Source organism: Psychromonas hadalis ATCC BAA-638 (assembly GCF_000420245.1).
GTDB classification, from domain to species: domain Bacteria; phylum Pseudomonadota; class Gammaproteobacteria; order Enterobacterales; family Psychromonadaceae; genus Psychromonas; species Psychromonas hadalis.
On record NZ_ATUO01000016.1, the window covers coordinates 1 to 20,549 of the forward strand.

Consider the following 20,549-nt stretch of genomic DNA (forward strand, 5'->3'; position numbering starts at 1 on the left):
CGAAATGCAGGCACAAAAAAGCCCACGCAAAACGTAGGCTTAAAAAATTTTGACTAGGTTATTACTTATTTAGAAATAAGAGCAACTAGGTCAAGAACTTTGTTTGAGTAACCGATTTCGTTGTCGTACCAAGATACTACTTTAACGAATTTGTCAGTTAGCGCTAGGCCAGCTTTAGAATCGAATACTGAAGTTTGAACTTCACCAATGAAATCTTGAGAAACAACCATTTCGTCAGTGTAACCAAGAACACCTTTCATTTCATTTTCAGAAGCGCGTTTCATTTCAACACAGATTTCTTCGTATGTAGCAGGCGTTTTAAGGTTAACAGTTAAGTCAACAACAGAAACGTTAGCAGTTGGTACACGGAAAGCCATACCAGTTAGAAGACCGTTAAGAGCAGGAATTACTTTACCTACTGCTTTAGCTGCACCCGTTGAAGATGGGATGATGTTTTGACCAGCACCACGACCACCGCGCCAATCTTTTAAAGAAGGACCGTCAACAGTTTTTTGAGTTGCAGTAGTTGCATGAACAGTCGTCATAAGACCAGATTCAATGCCCCATTTGTCGTTAAGGATTTTAGCAATAGGTGCTAAACAGTTAGTAGTACAAGAAGCGTTAGAAACGATATCTTGACCAGCGTACTCAGAGAAGTTTACGCCGTTAACGAACATTGGAACATCACCAGAAGGACCTGTAAGAACAACTTTCTTCGCACCAGCTTCAATGTGTTTACGAGCTGTTTCGTCAGTTAAGAAGAAACCAGTTGCTTCAGCAACAACTTCAACACCAACTTCATCCCATTTAAGGTCAGCAGGGTTGCGCTCAGCAGTTACACGAACTGTTTTGCCGTTTACGATTAGGTTACCGTCTTTAACTTCAACAGTGCCGTTAAAACGACCGTGAGTTGAGTCATATTTAAGCATGTAAGCCATGTATTCAACGTCGATTAAGTCATTGATTGCAACAACTTCAATATCTGAACGTTCTACTGCAGCACGGAATACGAAACGGCCGATACGACCAAAGCCGTTAATACCTACTTTAATTGTCATTTTTTAGATCCTTTTGGATGGTTTGATTTTAAAACTTGGCTTCATTATAGATATCAAAAAAAACGTAGACTTGATGTTGGTCAAGTTACTTGCTCTGAAAACTACAATTAATTAATAAAATTACCAATTTACAAACAAATTTTATCATTCTGTTGTTTTTTTAAACGAATGACCCTGTAATTAAATTACGTAGCCATATTAAGTGCAATTTCACATAAAAGAAAGTAAAACCCTATTTTTACTGATAATTGTCACTTTTTAAGGAATTTGTTGGTGCACTTTATTTTATTGCGTGATTAAGAGATCAAAAAATGAGATTTATAAGAACAAATTGAGTGATTTAATTAAGCAAGAAGGGATAACTAACCGTTATCCCTTCTTCTGTTTTTGTGTAATTAAATAACGAAATGGTTATTTAATGAGTGTCGATAGGGTGTGTTTTTTACCCGCTTGAACAGCTTGACCCGTTTTTTCTGTAATTGTTGATTCAATACAAAGCATTGTTTGGTAACCGTCATCGGGCATATCAGCAAAGGCTTTTGCGCCTGCTATCCAAGGACTCCACAATACTTCAGAGTCATTGCCTTTATTGGTAATGGTTAACGTGCGTTGCAGTTGCTTATCTTCAAGTAAGATATCACAGTTTGATTTTTTATAAATAGAGTCGATTGCTTGATCAATTAAGAGTGTCTGACCGCCTGTTTCTAATTGCCCTTTATTGAGGGAATTATAAAATTGCTCATTTAAACCCGACACGGTGATCGCGTCTGGCGTACTAATATTAAGGTAGGTGTGTAATGCACTGCGATAAGTAAATGGTGTATCACCTTTGTTTTCAGTGATTAATTCAAGTTTTAAGTGCTTATTAAGGGTCGCTTTTAGCGTTAATTCAAATGGATAGGGCCACAATTTGAGCGTTTCTTTACTACTATATAGCTTTAGTTCTAATTCAATGCCCAAATCTGACTCAGTTATCTGACCAATGCTCCATTTACTGGTGCGTGCGAAGCCATGTGAAGGCAATCCTTCTCCTAATTCAGGTGATGCCGCACCAAACCAAGGCCAACAAATAGGCACGCCACCACGAATCGCTTTTTTATCATCAAAAATAGCGGTTTTGCTTAACCAGATAATAGGTTGTTGCTGTGTTGGCTGAAAATGGATCAGGTGACCGCCATGCAGTGAAAATACCGCGTTTAATTGTTTATGCTCAATGACTAAGAATTCAAAACCTTCATTATTTGCTTTTAAGCTAACAGAAGGAGAAAGTAATTTTAGGGTATTAAAAGAGAGATGAGAAATCATAAATAAGCCTATACAATGAATTGTAACAAGGGGTTAAGTTGGTTTTTATTTACTCTATTATGAACGGCGACTCGATGAAAGTAATAAATGAACTTGTGCAAATACTCTCTTAATAATCGTTGTTATATATCATTAAATGGCCAGTTTTTTAAAGCAGTTAGCTATTTACCCCCTTTTGTATTGATAATGAATTCACAGTACATCAAAATATGATATAAACGTTCTAGTATTAATCAAAAGTTAATCTGATACTGTGTTAAACAGTAATATGAATAAATACAAAGGTGTTATATGACCCGTTCTACTTTAGATATGTTTATGGAATTAAAAGGAATTGATCCAAATTTTGTTGATGCTTGGGGAAAACCTGCTGTTGTTTCTGAACAACACATAAAAAATCTTATTAATAAGATGGGTTATGATGCAGATGATGAAAAAGCGTTACAACTTCATTATAAAGAGCAAGAGAAACAACATTGGTTATCACTGTTGCCCCCTGTGATTGTTGCACAACAATCAGAGAGTTATACCATTGATGTTTGTTTACCTATTGATTTTGTAACTGATGCACTTATCTACCAAATTAGCACTGAAGATAAAAAACAAATAAAACAAACGATTACTGCGACGGATTTTCCGCTTGTTGCGGTAACAGTGATCTCAGAGGTTGAGTTTCAATGTTATCAAGTTGAATTAAAAGCGACTCTGCCACAGGGATATCATCAACTTGAACTTTTTGAAAAGGGCAATGACGAGCCTCTTGCAACTACCGCCCTGATTATTACACCCTCTGCCTGTTTCACGCCCTCTGATATGGAGCAAGGTAAAAAAATATGGGGTACCAGTGTGCAACTGTACGGCATTAAAAGTGAGGATAATTGGGGGATAGGAGATTTTAGTGATCTTAAATCATTATTAAAAAATACAGCCGCGCATGGCGGTGACTTTATTGGTCTTAACCCCATTCATGCACTTTCTCCTGCACTGCCTAATAATGCTAGCCCTTATAGCCCTTCATCACGTAAATGGTTAAATATTTTATACAGTGATTTAACCAATATTGCTGAATTTAAAAATGATAAAACAGTACAACAACATGTTAATAATCAAGAATTTAAAGACAGGTTAACAGCGCTGCGTGAGACACAATGGGTTGACTATCAAGGGGTCACGTCGATCAAGCTTGAGGTTTTACGCTTACTGTTTACTGTTTTAAACAGTGGCGCTGTAAAAAGTAAAAAGCGTTTAACGACATTTAACCAATATGTAAAAAATAAAGGTGCATCTCTTTTACAGCAAGCGAGTTACGATGCATTGCAATTTAAATTTGTAAAGGAGGATGAAAGTGCATGGGGCTGGCCAGCATGGCCTGAAGCATTTCAATCATACCAAAGCGCTACAACACAATATTGGATAGAAACGAATAAACAAGAGGTATTATTTTGGTGTTACTGCCAGTGGGTTGCTGAGTTGCAACTTGAAGAGGCTGATAAACTTGCAAAATCATTAGGGATGACATTAGGTATATATCGTGATTTAGCGGTTGGTGTAAGTAAAGGCAGTTCTGAAATATGGGCAAACCATGACCTTTATTGTGAACAGATCAGTGTGGGTGCACCACCTGATATTTTAGGCCCGCTAGGTCAAAGTTGGGGATTACCTCCTATCTCCCCTGATCAGATGTTTCAAAACGCTTACCAGCCATTTATTGAATTATTACAAGCGAATATGAGCCATTGTGGCGCACTGCGTATTGATCATGTGATGGCTCTATTGCGTTTATGGTGGGTACCAGATAATGCAACAGCAGAAGCGGGTGCGTATATCTATTATCCCGTGCAAGATTTGTTGAATCTACTTGCGTTAGAAAGCCAACGTAACCAGTGTTTAGTTATTGGGGAAGATTTAGGCACAGTGCCTGAGGGCATTGATGTTTTATTAGAAGAAGCGGGTGTTTACTCTTATAACGTTTTCTTTTTTGAGCAGGCGGATGATGGCGGTTTTATCTCTCCTGCACATTATAAAAATCAAGCGATGGCAACACTTTCAACGCACGATATGCCAACCATTAAAGGTTATTGGCATTGTGATGACTTATACCTTGGTAAAGAGTTAGGTTTATACCCTGATCAAGAAGTACTCGATAAGTTAATAGAGAATCGCGTCTATTGTAAGCAGCAAATTTTAAATAGCGTACATGGTCATAACAACTTACCTGCTGAGTATAATCGTGATGCGACCCAAACAGGCATGGATCAAACCTTAAATTTTGGCTTGCAAACACACCTTGCACAGGGTAATTCAGCACTGCTTAGCTTGCAATTGGAAGACTTCTTAGAGATGGAAAAACCCGTTAATGTACCGGGAACCTGCGATGAATATCGCAACTGGCAACGTAAGTTAAGTCAAAATATTGAACAGTTATTTAGCAATAAAGAGATTAAAACATTACTTGGAAAGTTAACCGAAGCGCGTCAAAACGCATCAGATAAATAATTAGGTTATGAATATTATGAAAGCAACACAAAAAGAAAAAGCACCTAAAAAAACGAGTGTAAAAAAAGCAGCTTCTAAAAAATCGGTCACTAAGAAAGCGACCGCTAAAAAGGCGGCACCTAAAAAAATAACCACAAAAAAAATAACGGCTAAAATAAAGGTAACTAAAAAAGTGAGCAAGAAAGTATCAACCAATGTGGTTAAAAAACAGGAATCACTGCATGTTGAGCATGCTTCATTAATTAACCTATTAAAAGAGGCTAAATTAGATAACCCCTTTGAACGTTTAGGTTTGATTCCATCAACTTCTGGTGGCTTTGTATTACGCGTTTGGTTACCCGATGCACAAAAAGTAGAACTGTTTGAATTAGGTGCTAAAAAAGCAAAAGCGACATTTGATAAGATAGATAATGCAGGACTGTTTGAGTTGGCATTACCTAAGCTTAAAGAGAAATTTAGCTATGAGCTAAACGCTTTTTATCAAGATGCAGAGCATCGTTTTATCGACCCTTATCAGTTTCATGATATTGCTTTTGATGGTTTATCAACACTGCACGAAGCACCACAGAATGTGTATAAAACATTAGGCGCACAGCTGAAAACGGTTACTTGTCATGATCTTGATATTAGTGGTGTGCGTTTTATCGTTTACGCCCCTAATGCATCAAGTGTAAGCCTTATTACTGAACTTAATCAGTGGGATGGTCAACGCCAACCGATGCAACGCAGTTGGTGTGGGCATTGGGTATTGTTTGTGCCTGATATGAAAGTGGGCTGTGCTTATAAATTTGAGCTTAAAGATGGCTTAGGTAACCGCTTACCACATAAAGCCGATCCTGTTGGCTTTCAAGCAGAGCAATATCCATCACACTCATCGATTGTGGTTGATCACGAAAAATACCAATGGAACGACAGTGAGTGGCGCGCTTCACAAGCGGGTGATAAACGTTTCACTGCGATGAGCATCTACGAGGTACATTTAGGCTCGTGGAAACGTAAAAGTGAAAATGGTGTTGAGCGCATGCTTACCTACCGTGAATTGGCTGCCGATTTAATCCCTTATATGGTGGATATGGGTTATACCCACCTTGAGTTAATGCCAATATCTGAGTTCCCGTTTAACGGTTCATGGGGCTACCAACCTGTTGGTTTGTTTGCCGCCACGAGTCGTTTTGGTGATGCTGACGATCTTAAATTCTTTATTGACCAAGCCCATCAAGCAGGTATTGGTATTATTATTGATTGGGTACCCGCGCATTTCCCCGCTGACCCACACGGTTTAGCACGTTTTGATGGTACACCGCTGTATGAGTATGAAGATCCTCGTCGTGGTTGGCATCCGGATTGGAACTCGTATATCTATGATTTTGGTCGCGATAATGTACGTCAATTTTTAGTTGCAAGTGCGTTAATCTGGCTTGATAAATTCCATGTAGATGGGTTACGTGTTGATGCGGTCGCTTCTATGCTTTATTGGGATTACTCACGTGATGAGGGTGAGTGGGTACCTAATGTCGATGGTGGTAATCATAACTATGAGGCGATTAGTCTGCTTAAATGGTTTAACGAAGAAGTTTATGGGCAATATCCTAATGCGATGACCATTGCAGAAGAATCAACCGCCTTTACGGGTGTGTCTAAACCCACTTTTGAAGGGGGATTAGGGTTTGGTTTCAAATGGAATATGGGCTGGATGCACGATACATTAAGTTACTTGCAACAAGATCCAATGTACCGAAAATATCATCACCATGAGATGACCTTTGCAATGGTTTATCACTACAACGAACATTTTGTTTTACCTATTTCACACGATGAAGTGGTACATGGTAAAAAAAGCATGATTGATAAAATGCCTGGTGATGAGTGGCAAGCGGCTGCTAATTTACGTGCTTATATGGGCTATATGTATGCACATCCGGGTAAAAAACTCAATTTTATGGGCACTGAATTTGGGCAGAGCAGAGAGTGGAATCATGATGGTAGTTTAGATTGGCACCTATTAGATTTTGACAAACATGCAGGTCAGCAACAGTTAGTAAAAGATCTTAACCACTTTTATAAAAACAACAGTGCTTTTTATGAAACGGATTATCAAACAGAAGGATTTGAGTGGTTAGACCATAGCGATGGTGAAAACAGCGTATTCTCATTTGTACGTAATAATGCCAAGCAAGATAAACAGATCATCTGTATTTCTAATTTTACCCCTATTCCACGTGAAGGTTATCGTATTCCAGTGAGTGAATTGGGTGAGTATGAAGTTATCTTAAATACTGACAGTCACTATTACTGGGGTAGTAACTTTTCAATGGGTGACAAACTCGGTGTATTTAATGCAACAGAGCAAGAGTGGCAGGGCAAGCCATGTTCATTCACTGTTAACTTACCGCCGTTATCGACTGTTTATCTACGAAAAAAAGGCTAATTAAGTGCAAGGAAATTTACTTGAATTAGATACTCATAATCACCCTTTTTCGGTAGCAAGTGGGCAATTTTTGCCCCTTGGTGCCATCTTAGATAAACACAAAGGTGGCTGTCATTTTTCAGTGTACAGCTTAGGTGCTTATCGTGTTGAGCTGTGTCTATTTGATCACTGTGAAAAAGAGATCGCCAGCTATGCACTGGATGTGAAACAGGGACATTTATGGAGTGTCTTCATCAACAAAGTACAAGCGGGACAGTTTTATGGCTATCGTGTGTTTGGTGAAAACCGTCCAGATAAGGGTTATCTGTTTGATGAAAAAAATCTATTAATTGACCCTTATGCCAAAGCGCTAAATCGTGTACAGCACTCTTTTGAAAACCTTGAAAACCGTCATGATGGTGGTCATATTGTAAAATCGGTGGTGGTTGATGATGCATTTGATTGGGCATCGACTCAAAAACCCTTTATCAGTGATGAACAGCGTATTCTTTATGAAGTACATGTAAAAGGTTTTAGCCAATTAAACGCTAAAGTGCCACTTGAAAAACGGGGTAAATACCTCGGTTTATCTGATCCTGCGAGTATTAAACATTATAAAAAATTGGGCATTACCACGTTACAAATTATGCCTATTTTTAGTTTTATGAGTGAGCCAAGATTAAAATCGTTAGGGCTGACGAATTACTGGGGTTATAACCCGATTAACTTTTTTTCGCCTGAGTGTCGTTATGCACAATACGATGCGGTTAAAGAGTTTAAGACCATGGTCAAAGAGCTACATGTCGCTGGCATCGAAGTGATCCTTGACGTGGTTTATAATCATACTGCGGAATCGGGCTTTGATGGCGCGATATTAAGCTTAAAAGGGTTTGATAATTGTAATTATTATACTTTTGAAAAACAGCGTGATAATCAAGCATTAGATTACACAAATTACAGTAATCATTCAGGCTGTGGTAATACGGTTAACCTTAATCATCCTTGGTCATTAAAGCTTGCTTTAGACTCATTACGTTATTGGGTAACAGAGATGCAGGTTGATGGTTTTCGTTTTGATTTAGCGGTTACTCTAGCGCGTGAAAGTCAGGGCTTTAATGAGCAAAGTGCCTTTTTTAAAGCATTACTGCAAGATCCCGTTTTAAGCCAAATTAAACTGATCGCTGAGCCTTGGGATATTGGCCCCGGTGGCTACCGTTTAGGCGGATTCCCAAGTGATTGGCTTGAGTGTAATGATCGTTATCGCGATACAATGCGCTCATTTTGGCGTGGCGATACAGGTCATGTTGCTGATGTTGCAACGCGCCTGTTAGGGTCGCGTGATATGTTTACCAAACGCTATCGTTCAAATTCAACCAGTGTGAATTATATCTGTTATCACGATGGTTTTACCTTGGATGATCTTGTTTCCTACGCTGAACGTCATAATTTGGCTAATGAGGAAAATAACCGCGATGGTCATGGTAATAACCTTTCAGGAAATTATGGTGTTGAAGGGATCACTGATAACAAACGTATCAATGCACTGCGTCAACAACAAAAACGTAATTTGATCACCACGTTACTGCTTTCACAGGGAACACCTCACTTTTTGTCAGGTGATGAGATGGGTAATCACCAATCAGGTAACAATAATGCTTATTGCCAAGATAATAAGCTAACATGGCTTAATTGGACGCTTTCAAAGGTCGATCAGCAATTACTTGATTTTACTTCACAGATAATTGCCTTACGCCAAGAGTCGCGTCTGTTTGGTAACCTTGCTTTGTCTGATGATTGTTTAGACGGTTGTGAAAATTCGGACCTGGTTAAATGGTATCATCCAGATGGTTATTTAATGGACGATGTTGACTGGCATGCTAGTAATTCACAGGCGATTGCGGTTGAACTGCATGAATCTGTTTCTAGTGGAGAGCATTGGTTTTTGATTTTAAATGCATCGAGTTATCAAATAGGTTGTCAGTTACCAAAACTTGAAAAAGGACTTATTTGGAAGGTTAAGGTTGATACTGCTTGTGCAACGGGAGCATTAACCGAGAAGCAAAAAAACATAAAACAGTGTGTTCAACTTAATGGTCATTCATTGATGTTATTAAAGTGTGTGCGCCACCTGACTTGAAAATAGAGCCCCTGTAGGGGCTCTATTTTTTATTTTAAAAGCGGTGCTTTAATGTTAAAAATACCCTCTTCTAATTGTTCATAATAGTGTTCAGCTCTCTCTTCTAAAGCATCCTCATTAAGAATTACTTTGTCACTGCTTGAGATTCCTTTTTTTAAGATTAACTCTAAATTGATTGGAAACTCATCCTCTTTATCCTCTTCCTCTGCAATTATTGCCCATACATAAGCTTCTTCAAACTGTTTGTTTTGATAAAAAAGGGTCATCATAGTTGAAAAACTGGAGTGGGGGATTTGATTTAATGATGTAGTCATGCTTAATGCTTTATAAAATATATTTAATGCCTCTTGTGGATCATTTTTGGTGTTTACGGCTGCAAGTTTAAACAGCAGGCGACTATCGGTAACCTCACTATTTTTCGCGGCTTTCAAGAATATATTACGGGCTTGAAGATTTTGGTGACGAGTCCATAAATAATAAGCAAGCATTGGGTCTTGCGTGTCTTTGATCTCTTTTAGTTGCTCCTGCATCAACTCTTGCGTTTTAAGGTAGTTATCTAAACGGCGCTGTTTACGATCTTTATTGCGTGTAAATTGCAGAAAAAGTGTCAGTTCAAGGCATAACTCATACTCTTCAAGCTCTGTAAGTAGTTTTCGTTTATTGATTTCAGAGGGTTCTATTTTATCGTAATAACGAGCGCGGATCATGGTTGTTCTTTTATAGGGACAATCACCTATTTTATGTATATCCGTACACAGCTCGGGTGAGTGCTTGCAAATACTGCCTATATCATCACTCCATAGTACATCACATGCGCTTAGTAGCATCGTAGAGAAAACAATTGAGATCTTAATCGCTGTCTTAATAATCATTACTAGAAATATTCCATTTAATAGACACACATTTCCGTTGTTACTCAAAATTCTGAATTTTGCATCTTGAATGGCAACGCGTATACTCACCATAGAACAATTTACTACAGCCACGGAGAATTTGATTGTCAAATATTACTGAGTATGCAAAAAAGTTATCTCCATCACTATATCAACAATTAAAACAAGCGGTTGAGACAGGAAAATGGTTAGATGGTCAGGCACTTAACGATCAGCAAAAAGCGGATACATTACAGCTTATAATGACTTATCAAAGTTTGTATAATGATAAACCAGATCACTTTACGATTGCTCAAGGAGGGGAAATCTACATGGAAAAAAAATCGGTGTTACAGAAACAGTTCTCAAATGATGATATCCATAAACTTGATTTATAATAAAATTATAAACAATTAAGGCTATTTTCTTTCGCTATTTTCAAATCAGAAGTAAGCTAAAGTTACTGATTAAGGAAGAAAGGTTCTCTCTATCTTTATGTTTAATATCCCATTCATATTTACATTGTTACTTATGTTCACTGCGCCTCTCTCTGCAGAGGTCTATAAGTGCAATGATGAAGAGGTTGTCCACTACTCTACGATACCTTGCGACAATCAAGTCATCGATTTAGATTTGACATTGGATGATGAGCCCATCGAGCAAGCGATTAGCCAAGAGGAGTTGTTTATTACGCCTGTCTATTCAGGTTGGCCGAATGGCTGGAAAAAAACCAAAAACCTCAAATTAGCACGTTTCTTTGAGGTGGTTTATGAGCCAATACGGCCTACAGCAGCCACCAAACGTAGTCATATTAACCGACAGAAATTAACTAACTTACCTCAATCAATGAGTGTTGATCGGTTTGCTATCTCTGTTGAAGATATTATTGAGAGTATCTGTGCGAGTGCTATTATTTATCAGCCTGAAATAAATAAAAATTTACCTGAAACTATTTTTTATGGACAGTATGCTTGCTCATATAGGCGTGATACGAAACAGGGAGAGTTAGGTTATTACAAAATAATGCGTGGTGAGAACAGTATCTATATGATAGCGATTAAATGGCAGGTTGAGCGTTTTAAGATTGAGGAAAATAAACCTCTGCTTATTCTTGAAGATAAACAGCAAAAGAAGAAAATTCGTATAGCGAAAAAATATCTACAAAATGAAGTTAAATTATGCCGAGCAGGAAGCTGTTTATAATTTACATTGGTAACTAATATCAATTCGGCTAAGTAACTGATCGTTTTTACTGGTTTAAATGACTAATGCCTGCGTTGCATTCAATCGTAATAGCTAACTGCTCTATTTGACTTCGTCAAACAGTACGCAGTACAAAAATGACCGTTTTGCTTATTACTCAATCATGCGCCTTGACCTTAGCAATTTACCTTACGTAAAACCTGATCATTATATTAAGCGGAATGGTATAATTTAGTGCTCATTTTCTTTAAGTCATCTCTTTTTTATCTGAAGTCATTATCAGCCTTTACTTTGTTATTATTATGGTTCACTCTTAAAACTCTTATCTATAAGGCTTTATTCATGAAATTGTTTTTATCAACACTCACTTTACTGCCTGTTATTTTATTTTTAACTGCGTGTACATCTCTGCCTCAAAATGACAATGCCAGTAATGAGCATAATAATTCGATCGTTGTATTACCCCTTGCAACTGCGGTGCAGATTGACTATCAAGATGAAGTGAAATTACTGCGTCTAAATCAATTGATTGTTGAATACAAGGGTGATAACAGGGGGAAGGCATTGCTTTTTTATGAGCGTGGTATTATCTATGATCGCATGGGTCTTAGCGCACACAGTCGTTACGATTTCACCCAAGCGATTAACACTGATCCTTCCTTTTCTGCCGCTTATAATTCGTTAGGTGTTTATCTGTTATTAAGCCAATCTTATGATGAAGCATTTGATGCTTTTGATTCTGCTATCGAGCTTTCAGACTCGGTGCAATATAGTTATCTACACCGTGCTATCGGTCTTTATCAAGTGAAACGTTATCCGTTGGCCTCTCGAGATATCAATCGATTTTATGAGTTGGATAAAAGCGATCCTTTTCGTATATTGTGGCGCTACATTATTGACAGTAAAATGGATGAGTCAAAGGCATTATCGTCATTACAAGTGGAAAAGCCAAAAGGCGATGATAGCCATTATGCTTGGCTGATTATTGATGTTATTGCCGGTCGACTCTCAGAAAAAGACTTTTTTAAAGAGATTAGTCGTGGTGTTAATAGTAATAAAGAGATGGCACAGCGTCTTTGTGAAGCTTATTTTTATTTAGGTCATATGCATAAGTTAGCGGGTAATGTAGACAAAGCCATCTATTATTTTAAATTAACAACAACGACTAATATTCATGAGTTTATTGAATATAAATACGCATTAATTGAGTTAGCCGCTATTCAAAAAGAGTTTCAAACGAAAACTGAAAATGGCATTTACTAATGCCAATGTTAACGATTCAATATCCCCTTAACTTTGCATCTTGAATGATAACGGGTATAAACACCTTTCAATTTGAGGTGCACTCTGTGCCTCAAATTTTATCTGACTACTTGGAAATTAACCTACCAACACGTTGCTGGAGTGCATTTAATCGTTATCGTTGTAATCACTTAATACTAAATTAGCGGCTGCAAAAGCAGCATCTTCACGTGTTGTATCATCTAGTTGTTCATTAGCTGCAATCGTATCTAATGCTTTAATTGCACAAGTGATTGCTTTGGGTATATAAGCCGCATCACCACTTCCAATTAGGTTAATCATCTTTTTTGTTTTATCACTGTACGGGTACATAAGTCATTTCCAGAATCATTATTATAGAGCATTCAGTATAACGTTTATTGTGTGCAATAGATAAAGCAGTGAGTATTCGAATCTTCGGTTAATTGATTTATCTCATTGATTAATGGTTTATCACAGCGATTAACCCAGCGAATAATCGCCGCATAGTTGTTACTACTGAGTGACTCTCTAAAAAGTTTGTCGGGATTAGCTAGTTGCTTTTGATGCAAAGTAATAATGCGACTTTTATCAATTCCGGCTTGTAAAAAAAATTGTAAATTAGGTTTACCCGGGGGAGCAATAAATAGGATCCAGCGGGGATCATCCGATGTTTGTAGATGGCTTAATAGTGGCTGATAGTCATTCAAATCATAACTTAACGTTAATCGCTCTGTTGTTTGACCTATTTTCTGAGCGGATAAGTTTAGCTTAAATGGTTTGTTGATTGTCTGTTGTGGATAACTTGATAACATAAATAACACCTCTACAAATACTGTACGAATAAACACTGTATAAATCAACAGTATATTATTTTGTTTATATTTCAAGCTTTATCTCTATTTTTAGGCTACAAATCGTCTATTTTGTGTTCTATACCGATGTTACCTCAAGATGCCTTGCTGACTTTGCATCTTGAAGTATCATGGGTATATCACTATTTTTTAGGCATAAAAAAAGGTAACCGAAGTTACCTTTTGGGCCGTTAGAAAGCCACTTTAGTAGTGTACCTGGACGAATTTTGACACTAATTTTGCATTAGTTACTGCGCTATCTGTATCTTCACCACGCGCGATAGCAACACCTAAACGGCGTGAACCGTTAATATCGGGTTTTGCAAATAGACGAATTTGTGAACCCTTCACCTGCCCGAGTGCTTGCGCTATATTGCTGTATTGGAGATCTTGGGATTTACCATTACCTAAAATGACACTTGAAGCAGTTGGCCCATATTGGGTGATGCTACCAATTGGAAAGCCTAAAATGGCACGCACATGCAGTGCAAACTCTGAAGCATCTTGTGAAAGTAGGGTAACTAAACCTGTATCGTGTGGACGGGGTGAGACTTCATTAAAATAAACGTCATCACCTTTTACAAAGAACTCCATACCAAACAGACCGTACCCTCCCAGTTCAGTCACAACTTTTTGTGCAATCTGTTGGGCTTGTTTAAGTGCCACTTCTGACATTACCTGTGGTTGCCATGATTCACGGTAATCACCATTTTCTTGACGATGGCCAATCGGCGCACAAAAATGTATGCCATCAATGGCGCTGATTGTCAGTAGGGTGATCTCATAATCAAATGCGATAAAACCTTCCACAATGATACGGCCTGCACCTGTGCGTCCTCCCTCTTGCGAGTAGTCCCATGCTCGGTCTAAGTCAGCTTCTGATTTAATCACGCTTTGGCCTTTGCCTGAGCTACTCATAACTGGTTTGACGACACAAGGCATGCCGACCTCTTTAACCGCGTGTAGATACTGCTCTTTTGTATCAGTAAAGAAATAAGGGGATGTTTTAATATCAAGGGTTTCTGCCACAAGACGGCGAATACCCTCTCTGTCCATGGTCAGTTTAGTTGCGCGGGCAGAGGGGATAACATTAAAGCCTTCAGACTCTAATTTAACCAATGTATCGGTGGCAATCGCTTCTACTTCTGGGATGATAAAATCAGGCTTTTCAGCGCGAATAATCGCTTCTAGCTTGTCACCATCTAACATGGAAACAACATGTGATGAGTGTGCAACTTGCATTGCTGGAGCATTGGCATAACTGTCAGTGGCCACCACTTCAATGCCAAAACGTTGTAATTCAATGGCAACCTCTTTACCTAATTCACCCGATCCAAGTAGCAGCGCTTTTGTGGCGCTAGGGGATTTAGCACTACCAAAAATAGAAACACTCATATTACAAATCTCATCTAATTAATTAAAAAAATAGAGTGGCGATAATAGCAGAAATCATAGGGGGAAATAAAAAAAACGCTTATTTAAACAATACCTTCGCCAATTTTCATTTAAACTTAAATTGAATTTTACACCAGTAAAAATCAATCTCTACAGGTGAAAATGCAGCCAAAATGGGTTAGTTTCCATTTTGGCTGAGGTATTGCTAAAGCGGTTTTTTAGAGGGAATAGCTAATTACTACAGGCTTTGTTCGCCACCAAAGGCATCGATCACTGCGGGTACAAGTTGTTTTATTTCACCTGTCATCAATGCAAAATCTGCATCAAAGCGGGCCGCGAAATCATCTTTTTCGATATCTTCATTTTGCTCTTGTAATACATCAGAAAATTTAAGGCGTTTGAGCATAAACTCTTCACCAATGATAAAGGAGATACTATCCGCCCAGTTTAATGCCAGCTTAGTGACAAATTTATCGGCCGCTAAATGGTTTTTAATCTCATCAGAAAGTAGGTCTTGCTGTTTACAACGAATAATACCACCACCCTCTAATGCAGAGCATAACTCCGCTTCATCTTCTAATTTAAAGTTCGCGGGAATATTACCCTCAACAAGCCAATCGGTCATGATGACATCGGCTTGATTTTTTAGCTGAATGGGCACAACAGGTAAACTGCCGAGTGTTTTACGTAGCAGTGAGATTAACTCCTCCGCTTTACGCGCACTTGAAGCATCCACATAAAGCATGTCAGACTCTGGATCAATCCAAGCAAACGTGTGTGAAGTCCGACTAAATGCACGCGGTAAAAGTTGCATCATAATATCTTCTTTAAGCGCATCTTTTTCTTTCTTTTTCAATGCGCGTCCTTGCTCTGCTTCAATGGATTCAACGCGCTCATTAAGCTGATCTTTAATGACGCCTGCAGGTAACATCTTTTCCTCTTTTTTGAGGCAGATAAGGATCTGTTTGCTTGCGATATGAGTATACATTGAACCCACTTTGCCCATCGGAAAGACCCAGCCTAACTTTGAGATATCTTGGCTTCCGCAGGCTTTAAATTTAAACTCTTCTAAGTTTCGCTCCAAAGCATTCTCATCTTGTTCTAGCGGACGGGTAAAACGATAAACTTGTAGGTTTTTGAAAAACATGGGAAACACCTTTAAATAAAAAAACATCGCGGTAGTGTAAATGAAATTTTAAAAAGAGTTTAATATTTTTATATTAAATAGCGTTTAATCATCAGTTTTATGACAGTTTATGATTTCCTGTCATATAAGTGTCACAATGCGCCGTGATAATAGCGTCACTTTAAATTGAGATAGACAGGTAAGTCGAATGGCAAGTCGTATATTAGTGGTCGAAGATGAAGTGGCAATCCGTGATATGTTGTGTTTTGTACTAGAGCAACATGGTTATGAGTGTTTAGAAGCGGACAGTTATCAAAGCGCGTTAAATCAACTTAGCGAACCTTACCCTGATCTTATTTTATTAGACTGGATGTTTCCGGGGGGGAGTGGCATTAAATTGCTCAAATATCTTAAAGTTGATGAGATGTTACGCCAAATTCCAGTGGTGATGTTAACTGCACGCGGTGAAGAAGAAGACAAAGTACGTGGCCTTGAGAATGGCGCTGACGATTATGTGACGAAACCTTTTTCGCCCAAAGAGCTGATGGCACGTTTAAAGTCAGTATTGCGTCGCGTTAATCCCACCTCACTCGATGATACCCTAGAAGTGGGCAAACTTAAGTTAGATCCTGTTTCTCATCGTGCCACATTGGATGAGACCCCATTGGAGATGGGACCCACGGAGTTTAAATTATTACATTTTTTCATGACCCATCCTGAGCGAGTTTATAGCCGCGAGCAACTGCTTAATAATGTATGGGGTACCAATGTGTATGTAGAAGATCGTACGGTTGATGTCCATATTAGGCGCTTGCGTAAAGCACTAAAAGACCATGATCATCTTGTGCAAACCGTGCGTGGTTCAGGGTATCGCTTTTCAACCAAACAGTAATATTGAGATTATCACTTGAAAATATATACATGGAAGGGATTAATGTTTGGGCTGATATTTGTTTATCTCCCTGTGCTGATCATCGGTTTACTATTTCACTGTTTAACAGAGTTGTTACTTGTCTCTTTTTTTATCCATATACTTTGGCACTACTATTACCTGAAAATTTTAAACGATTGGTTATGGAACAGTAAAAGTACCGTACTTCCACACGGAAAATCGGAGTGGGAACATGCCTTTATTGGTATTCATAATATGCAACAGCGTCATCGTAAAAGGCGTAATAGCTTAGCCTCTGTGATCAGCCGTTTTCGTGAGGGCTCAGAGGCACTGCCTGATGCGGTAGTGGTGTTTCATAAAAGTGGTGAAATTATTTGGTGTAACCGTTTAGCGCAATTTTTATTGGGTTTTAAATGGCCAGATGATTCCGGTGATAATATTACTAACCTTATTCGTAACCCACTGTTTGTTGAACACCTTAAAAGTCGTGAATACGATCAACCCATTGATCTTATCTCTCCCATCAACGCTGATAAAACCCTTGAATTTCGGGTGATGCCCTATGCAAAAAGTCAACGTATTTTGATTGTGCGTGACGTTACTACTTATCGACAGTTAGATGAGCAACGCCGCCAGTTTGTTGCCAATGTTTCCCATGAACTACGTACCCCATTAACTGTTTTACAGGGGTATATCGAAATTTTAGCGATGCAGAGTGAAGCGGGCACACGACAAGAAAAAGCGATCAGCGTATTAGATCAGCAAACGACGCGCATGTGTTCGTTAGTTGAACAATTAATGACGCTGTCTAAAATAGAGGGTGCACCAAGCATTAACCTTGATGAAAAAGTGAATGTCCCTGCACTGTTAAAACAGATTGAAAATGAAGCATTAACATTAGCTAAAAAGAAAAGATTACAGATAAAATTTTCAATCGAAGATAAGTTACAGCTACTTGGTGATGAGATGCAACTGCGCAGTGCGATGGCAAATTTAGTTTATAATGCGGTTAACTACACCCCTAAAAATGGTGCTATCAAAGTGATTTGGCGCACTTGTGAAACAGGCGCTTATTTCTGCGTCATGGACAACGGTGATGGCATTGCTCCTGAGCATATTTTGCATCTAACTGAGCGTTTTTATCGTGTTGATGATTCGCGCTCTCGTGATACGGGTGGCTCAGGTTTAGGTTTATCAATTGTGAAACATGCATTAAGTCATTATGATAGTGAGCTTAATATTGAGAGTAACTTAGGTGAGGGCAGTCAGTTCTCGTTTGTTATACCAAATAGTTACCTTATTTAAGTGTGACTACTCAGACCGTTGCCATTTAAGCCTATTTCGTCGTTAAAAAAAGCTCACAAATTCATCGGGAATGAATTTGAACATCCGTAGGATGGCCCGCAGGGCGAAGTACAGGATGTACGTAGTATTTAAACTACTAAACTGCGCTTTTTTGCCTTGAACTAGACATAAATGGCTTAGCCCTGAGCACTTACTTACTGCCAACGCAAAGCTAATACTGAGCCAATAATGAAAAACAGAAAACTTGCTAATAAACTCGATCAACTGCTTGAAATCCACCAGTTCAAAGATTACTGCCCAAACGGTTTACAAATAGAGGGGCGAGAGCAGGTAAAAAAAATCATCACGGGGGTGACTGCAAATCAAGCATTGATTGATGTTGCCATTGAGCAAAATGCCGATGCTATTTTGGTGCATCACGGTTTCTTTTGGAAAGGCGAGAAACAAGAGATTGTCGGCATGAAATACCAGCGCATTAAAGCGCTCATTGAAAATGGTATCAACCTTTATGCATATCACCTACCACTTGATGTGCACTCAGAGTTTGGCAACAACGCCCAATTAGCTAAATTATTGCAGATAACCGATAGGCGCCCCCTTGAGCCTTGGGACAAACGCAGTGTGGGTCGAGTGGGTAAATTTGAAGAAATAATCACACCTGATGATTTAACCGCGCGCATTGAACAAGTGTTAGATCGCAAACCATTACATATTGATGGTGGCAAAAAAGAGATAAAAACCATTGCATGGTGCACGGGTGGCGGACAAGATTACATCACTATCGCTGCCGAGCAGGGCATTGATGCGTTTATCAGTGGTGAAATATCAGAGCGCACCACCCACATTGCACGTGAAATGGGCATTCATTATTTTGCGGCCGGCCACCATGCGACAGAACGTTATGGTGTACAAGCGCTAGGGCAGTGGTTAAATGATGAACTTGAATTTGATGTGACTTTTGTTGATATTGATAACCCAGTTTAATATTCACCAAAACTGCATAAATAATCATTCAAAGCGCAACTAAGTTTGAAACTCAGTGCGCTTTTCCTTATCATGCAGTTAGAAATTAAATCTATCTAAAAAAACATCTAAAATAATCATTTAGGGAAATAAAATGACAACATATAACATCGCATTACTTGCGGGTGATGGTATCGGCCCAGAAGTAATGGCTGAGGCCGTGAAAGTATTAAAGTTAGTTGAAAAGCGTAACGCTGATGTAAACTTTGAATTAAACGATGTATTGTTTGGTGCGGTTGCTTATTTTGCAACAGGCAAAGCATTCCCTGATGAAACAAAAGCCGCTTGTGATAAAGCTGATGCAATTCTTAAAGGGACTATCGGTCTTAGCCATGAAGATTCTAAAAAAATTCCAGTAGACGAGCAACCTGAGCGTGGCGCGCTATTACCATTGCGTCGTCGTTACAATACCTACGCTAACTTTCGCCCTGTATACTTGCCTAAATCGATTGCACATTTCTCGCCATTAAAAGCGTCTGTTGTCGGTGAAGGCATCGATATCATGTTAATCCGTGAGCTTGTGGGCGGTTTATACTTCGGCAAAAAAGAGACGGGTATTAATAGCGAAGGTAAACGTTATGTACATGAGACGCTTGAATACGATGAAGATCAAATTCGCCAAATTGTGCGTGTTGGTTTTGAAGTTTCAATGAAACGTAAAAAAGTGATGCACAACATCCATAAATCAAACGTACTGAAATCAAGTGTACTTTGGAATGAGATTGTTGAAGAAGAGAAGAAAAACTTCCCTGAAGTTGAAGTTATCAATATTTTAGTGGATGCTGCTGCCACTTATCTTTGTTTAAAACCAACCATGTTTGATGTCATGGTCATGGAAAACATGTTTGGTGATATTTTAAGCGACCAAGCGGGCGGTATCTTAGGCTCTTTAGGTTTGATGCCTTCTGCGTGTAAAGGTCCTGAAAAATCTTACTACGAACCATCACATGGCTCTGCACCAGATATCGCAGGTAAAGGGATTGCAAACCCATATTCAATGATTGGTTCGGTGGCATTAATGCTTGAGATGAGCTTTGGCATGGAAAAAGAAGCGAAGAACCTTTGGGCTGCCATGCAGGGTGTATTTGAAGATGGTTATTCAACCTCTGATCTTTCTAAAGAGGGTGACGCGAACCTTGTAAGTACCGCTGAATTTGGTGATATGGTTTGTGAGAAATTGGCTAAAATGCCTGTTTAATGACACACTGTCACTCAT

Annotated in this window: 17 protein-coding genes; 10 read left to right on the forward strand and 7 right to left on the reverse strand. The window is 38.8% G+C overall.

The window, feature by feature from the left end:
- Window positions 1-65: 65 nt before the first annotated feature.
- Window positions 66-1,058: a type I glyceraldehyde-3-phosphate dehydrogenase gene (gene gap, locus G322_RS0103520; RefSeq protein ID WP_022940430.1), complete on the reverse strand. Its 993-nt coding sequence runs from the start codon at window positions 1,056-1,058 to the stop codon at window positions 66-68.
- 411 nt (window positions 1,059-1,469) lie between these two features.
- Complete coding sequence (locus G322_RS0103525; RefSeq protein ID WP_022940431.1) at window positions 1,470-2,363, reverse strand: D-hexose-6-phosphate mutarotase; 894 nt, start codon at window positions 2,361-2,363, stop codon at window positions 1,470-1,472.
- Between the two features lie 291 nt (window positions 2,364-2,654).
- Between G322_RS0103525 and malQ the strand changes: the two genes are divergently transcribed.
- The 3 genes from malQ to glgX are packed head-to-tail and all read left to right on the forward strand — an operon-like array spanning window position 2,655 to window position 9,403.
- Complete coding sequence (gene malQ / locus G322_RS0103530; protein ID WP_022940432.1) at window positions 2,655-4,859, forward strand: 4-alpha-glucanotransferase; 2,205 nt, start codon at window positions 2,655-2,657, stop codon at window positions 4,857-4,859.
- A gap of 16 nt (window positions 4,860-4,875) precedes the next feature.
- Window positions 4,876-7,287 carry a 1,4-alpha-glucan branching protein GlgB gene (glgB, locus tag G322_RS0103535; protein ID WP_022940433.1) on the forward strand — a complete coding sequence of 804 codons (2,412 nt, stop codon included), beginning with the start codon at window positions 4,876-4,878 and terminating at the stop codon, window positions 7,285-7,287.
- 4 nt (window positions 7,288-7,291) lie between these two features.
- Window positions 7,292-9,403: a glycogen debranching protein GlgX gene (gene glgX / locus G322_RS19850; RefSeq protein ID WP_022940434.1), complete on the forward strand. Its 2,112-nt coding sequence runs from the start codon at window positions 7,292-7,294 to the stop codon at window positions 9,401-9,403.
- A 29-nt stretch (window positions 9,404-9,432) separates the two neighbouring features.
- Here glgX and G322_RS0103545 read toward each other — a convergent pair whose 3' ends face one another.
- A complete protein-coding gene (locus tag G322_RS0103545; protein ID WP_022940435.1) occupies window positions 9,433-10,275 on the reverse strand; it encodes a DUF2989 domain-containing protein in 843 nt (280 codons plus the stop codon).
- Window positions 10,276-10,400: 125 nt separating this feature from the next.
- Between G322_RS0103545 and G322_RS0103550 the strand changes: the two genes are divergently transcribed.
- From G322_RS0103550 to nlpI, 3 genes are all read left to right on the forward strand, one after another.
- Window positions 10,401-10,673, forward strand: a complete 273-nt coding sequence (locus tag G322_RS0103550) for a YeaC family protein (protein ID WP_022940436.1) — start codon at window positions 10,401-10,403, stop codon at window positions 10,671-10,673.
- Between the two features lie 97 nt (window positions 10,674-10,770).
- The gene (locus tag G322_RS0103555) at window positions 10,771-11,478 is read left to right on the forward strand and encodes a DUF4124 domain-containing protein (RefSeq protein ID WP_022940437.1); all 708 of its coding nucleotides are present in this window, start codon (window positions 10,771-10,773) and stop codon (window positions 11,476-11,478) included.
- 342 nt (window positions 11,479-11,820) lie between these two features.
- Entirely contained in the window at window positions 11,821-12,741 is a 921-nt protein-coding gene (gene nlpI, locus G322_RS0103560) for a lipoprotein NlpI (protein WP_022940438.1), read from the forward strand.
- 147 nt (window positions 12,742-12,888) lie between these two features.
- Here nlpI and G322_RS0103565 read toward each other — a convergent pair whose 3' ends face one another.
- The 4 genes from G322_RS0103565 to rdgC all read right to left on the reverse strand — a co-directional run bounded on the left by G322_RS0103565 (window position 12,889) and on the right by rdgC (window position 16,134).
- The gene (locus tag G322_RS0103565) at window positions 12,889-13,092 is read right to left on the reverse strand and encodes a YaeP family protein (RefSeq protein WP_022940439.1); all 204 of its coding nucleotides are present in this window, start codon (window positions 13,090-13,092) and stop codon (window positions 12,889-12,891) included.
- Between the two features lie 44 nt (window positions 13,093-13,136).
- A complete protein-coding gene (locus G322_RS0103570; protein WP_022940440.1) occupies window positions 13,137-13,628 on the reverse strand; it encodes a SulA-like leucine-rich domain-containing protein in 492 nt (163 codons plus the stop codon).
- 168 nt (window positions 13,629-13,796) lie between these two features.
- A complete protein-coding gene (purT, locus tag G322_RS0103575; RefSeq protein WP_022940441.1) occupies window positions 13,797-14,987 on the reverse strand; it encodes a formate-dependent phosphoribosylglycinamide formyltransferase in 1,191 nt (396 codons plus the stop codon).
- 238 nt (window positions 14,988-15,225) lie between these two features.
- Window positions 15,226-16,134, reverse strand: coding sequence for a recombination-associated protein RdgC (gene rdgC / locus G322_RS0103580; RefSeq protein ID WP_022940442.1), 909 nt, complete (start codon window positions 16,132-16,134; stop codon window positions 15,226-15,228).
- Between the two features lie 187 nt (window positions 16,135-16,321).
- Between rdgC and phoB the strand changes: the two genes are divergently transcribed.
- The 4 genes from phoB (at window position 16,322) to leuB (ending at window position 20,531) form a co-directional block, all read left to right on the forward strand.
- Window positions 16,322-17,005: a phosphate regulon transcriptional regulator PhoB gene (phoB, locus tag G322_RS0103585; RefSeq protein WP_022940443.1), complete on the forward strand. Its 684-nt coding sequence runs from the start codon at window positions 16,322-16,324 to the stop codon at window positions 17,003-17,005.
- A gap of 15 nt (window positions 17,006-17,020) precedes the next feature.
- Window positions 17,021-18,310, forward strand: a complete 1,290-nt coding sequence (phoR, locus tag G322_RS0103590; RefSeq protein WP_084683678.1) for a phosphate regulon sensor histidine kinase PhoR — start codon at window positions 17,021-17,023, stop codon at window positions 18,308-18,310.
- Between the two features lie 228 nt (window positions 18,311-18,538).
- Window positions 18,539-19,294, forward strand: a complete 756-nt coding sequence (locus G322_RS0103595) for a Nif3-like dinuclear metal center hexameric protein (protein WP_022940445.1) — start codon at window positions 18,539-18,541, stop codon at window positions 19,292-19,294.
- Window positions 19,295-19,427: 133 nt separating this feature from the next.
- Window positions 19,428-20,531 (forward strand): 3-isopropylmalate dehydrogenase, encoded by a 1,104-nt coding sequence (gene leuB / locus G322_RS0103600; protein WP_022940446.1) that lies wholly within the window; start codon window positions 19,428-19,430, stop codon window positions 20,529-20,531.
- Window positions 20,532-20,549 lie beyond the last annotated feature (18 nt).

Coding starts and splice junctions, on each gene's coding strand:
- rdgC (WP_022940442.1), bottom strand. CDS start 16,134: ATGTTTTTCAAAAACCTACAAGTTTATCGTTTTACCCGTCCGCTAGAA.
- malQ (WP_022940432.1), top strand. CDS start 2,655: ATGACCCGTTCTACTTTAGATATGTTTATGGAATTAAAAGGAATTGAT.
- G322_RS0103565 (WP_022940439.1), bottom strand. CDS start 13,092: ATGTACCCGTACAGTGATAAAACAAAAAAGATGATTAACCTAATTGGA.
- gap (WP_022940430.1), bottom strand. CDS start 1,058: ATGACAATTAAAGTAGGTATTAACGGCTTTGGTCGTATCGGCCGTTTC.
- G322_RS0103525 (WP_022940431.1), bottom strand. CDS start 2,363: ATGATTTCTCATCTCTCTTTTAATACCCTAAAATTACTTTCTCCTTCT.
- G322_RS0103545 (WP_022940435.1), bottom strand. CDS start 10,275: ATGATTATTAAGACAGCGATTAAGATCTCAATTGTTTTCTCTACGATG.
- nlpI (WP_022940438.1), top strand. CDS start 11,821: ATGAAATTGTTTTTATCAACACTCACTTTACTGCCTGTTATTTTATTT.
- G322_RS0103555 (WP_022940437.1), top strand. CDS start 10,771: ATGTTTAATATCCCATTCATATTTACATTGTTACTTATGTTCACTGCG.
- G322_RS0103595 (WP_022940445.1), top strand. CDS start 18,539: ATGAAAAACAGAAAACTTGCTAATAAACTCGATCAACTGCTTGAAATC.
- leuB (WP_022940446.1), top strand. CDS start 19,428: ATGACAACATATAACATCGCATTACTTGCGGGTGATGGTATCGGCCCA.
- glgB (WP_022940433.1), top strand. CDS start 4,876: ATGAAAGCAACACAAAAAGAAAAAGCACCTAAAAAAACGAGTGTAAAA.
- purT (WP_022940441.1), bottom strand. CDS start 14,987: ATGAGTGTTTCTATTTTTGGTAGTGCTAAATCCCCTAGCGCCACAAAA.
- phoB (WP_022940443.1), top strand. CDS start 16,322: ATGGCAAGTCGTATATTAGTGGTCGAAGATGAAGTGGCAATCCGTGAT.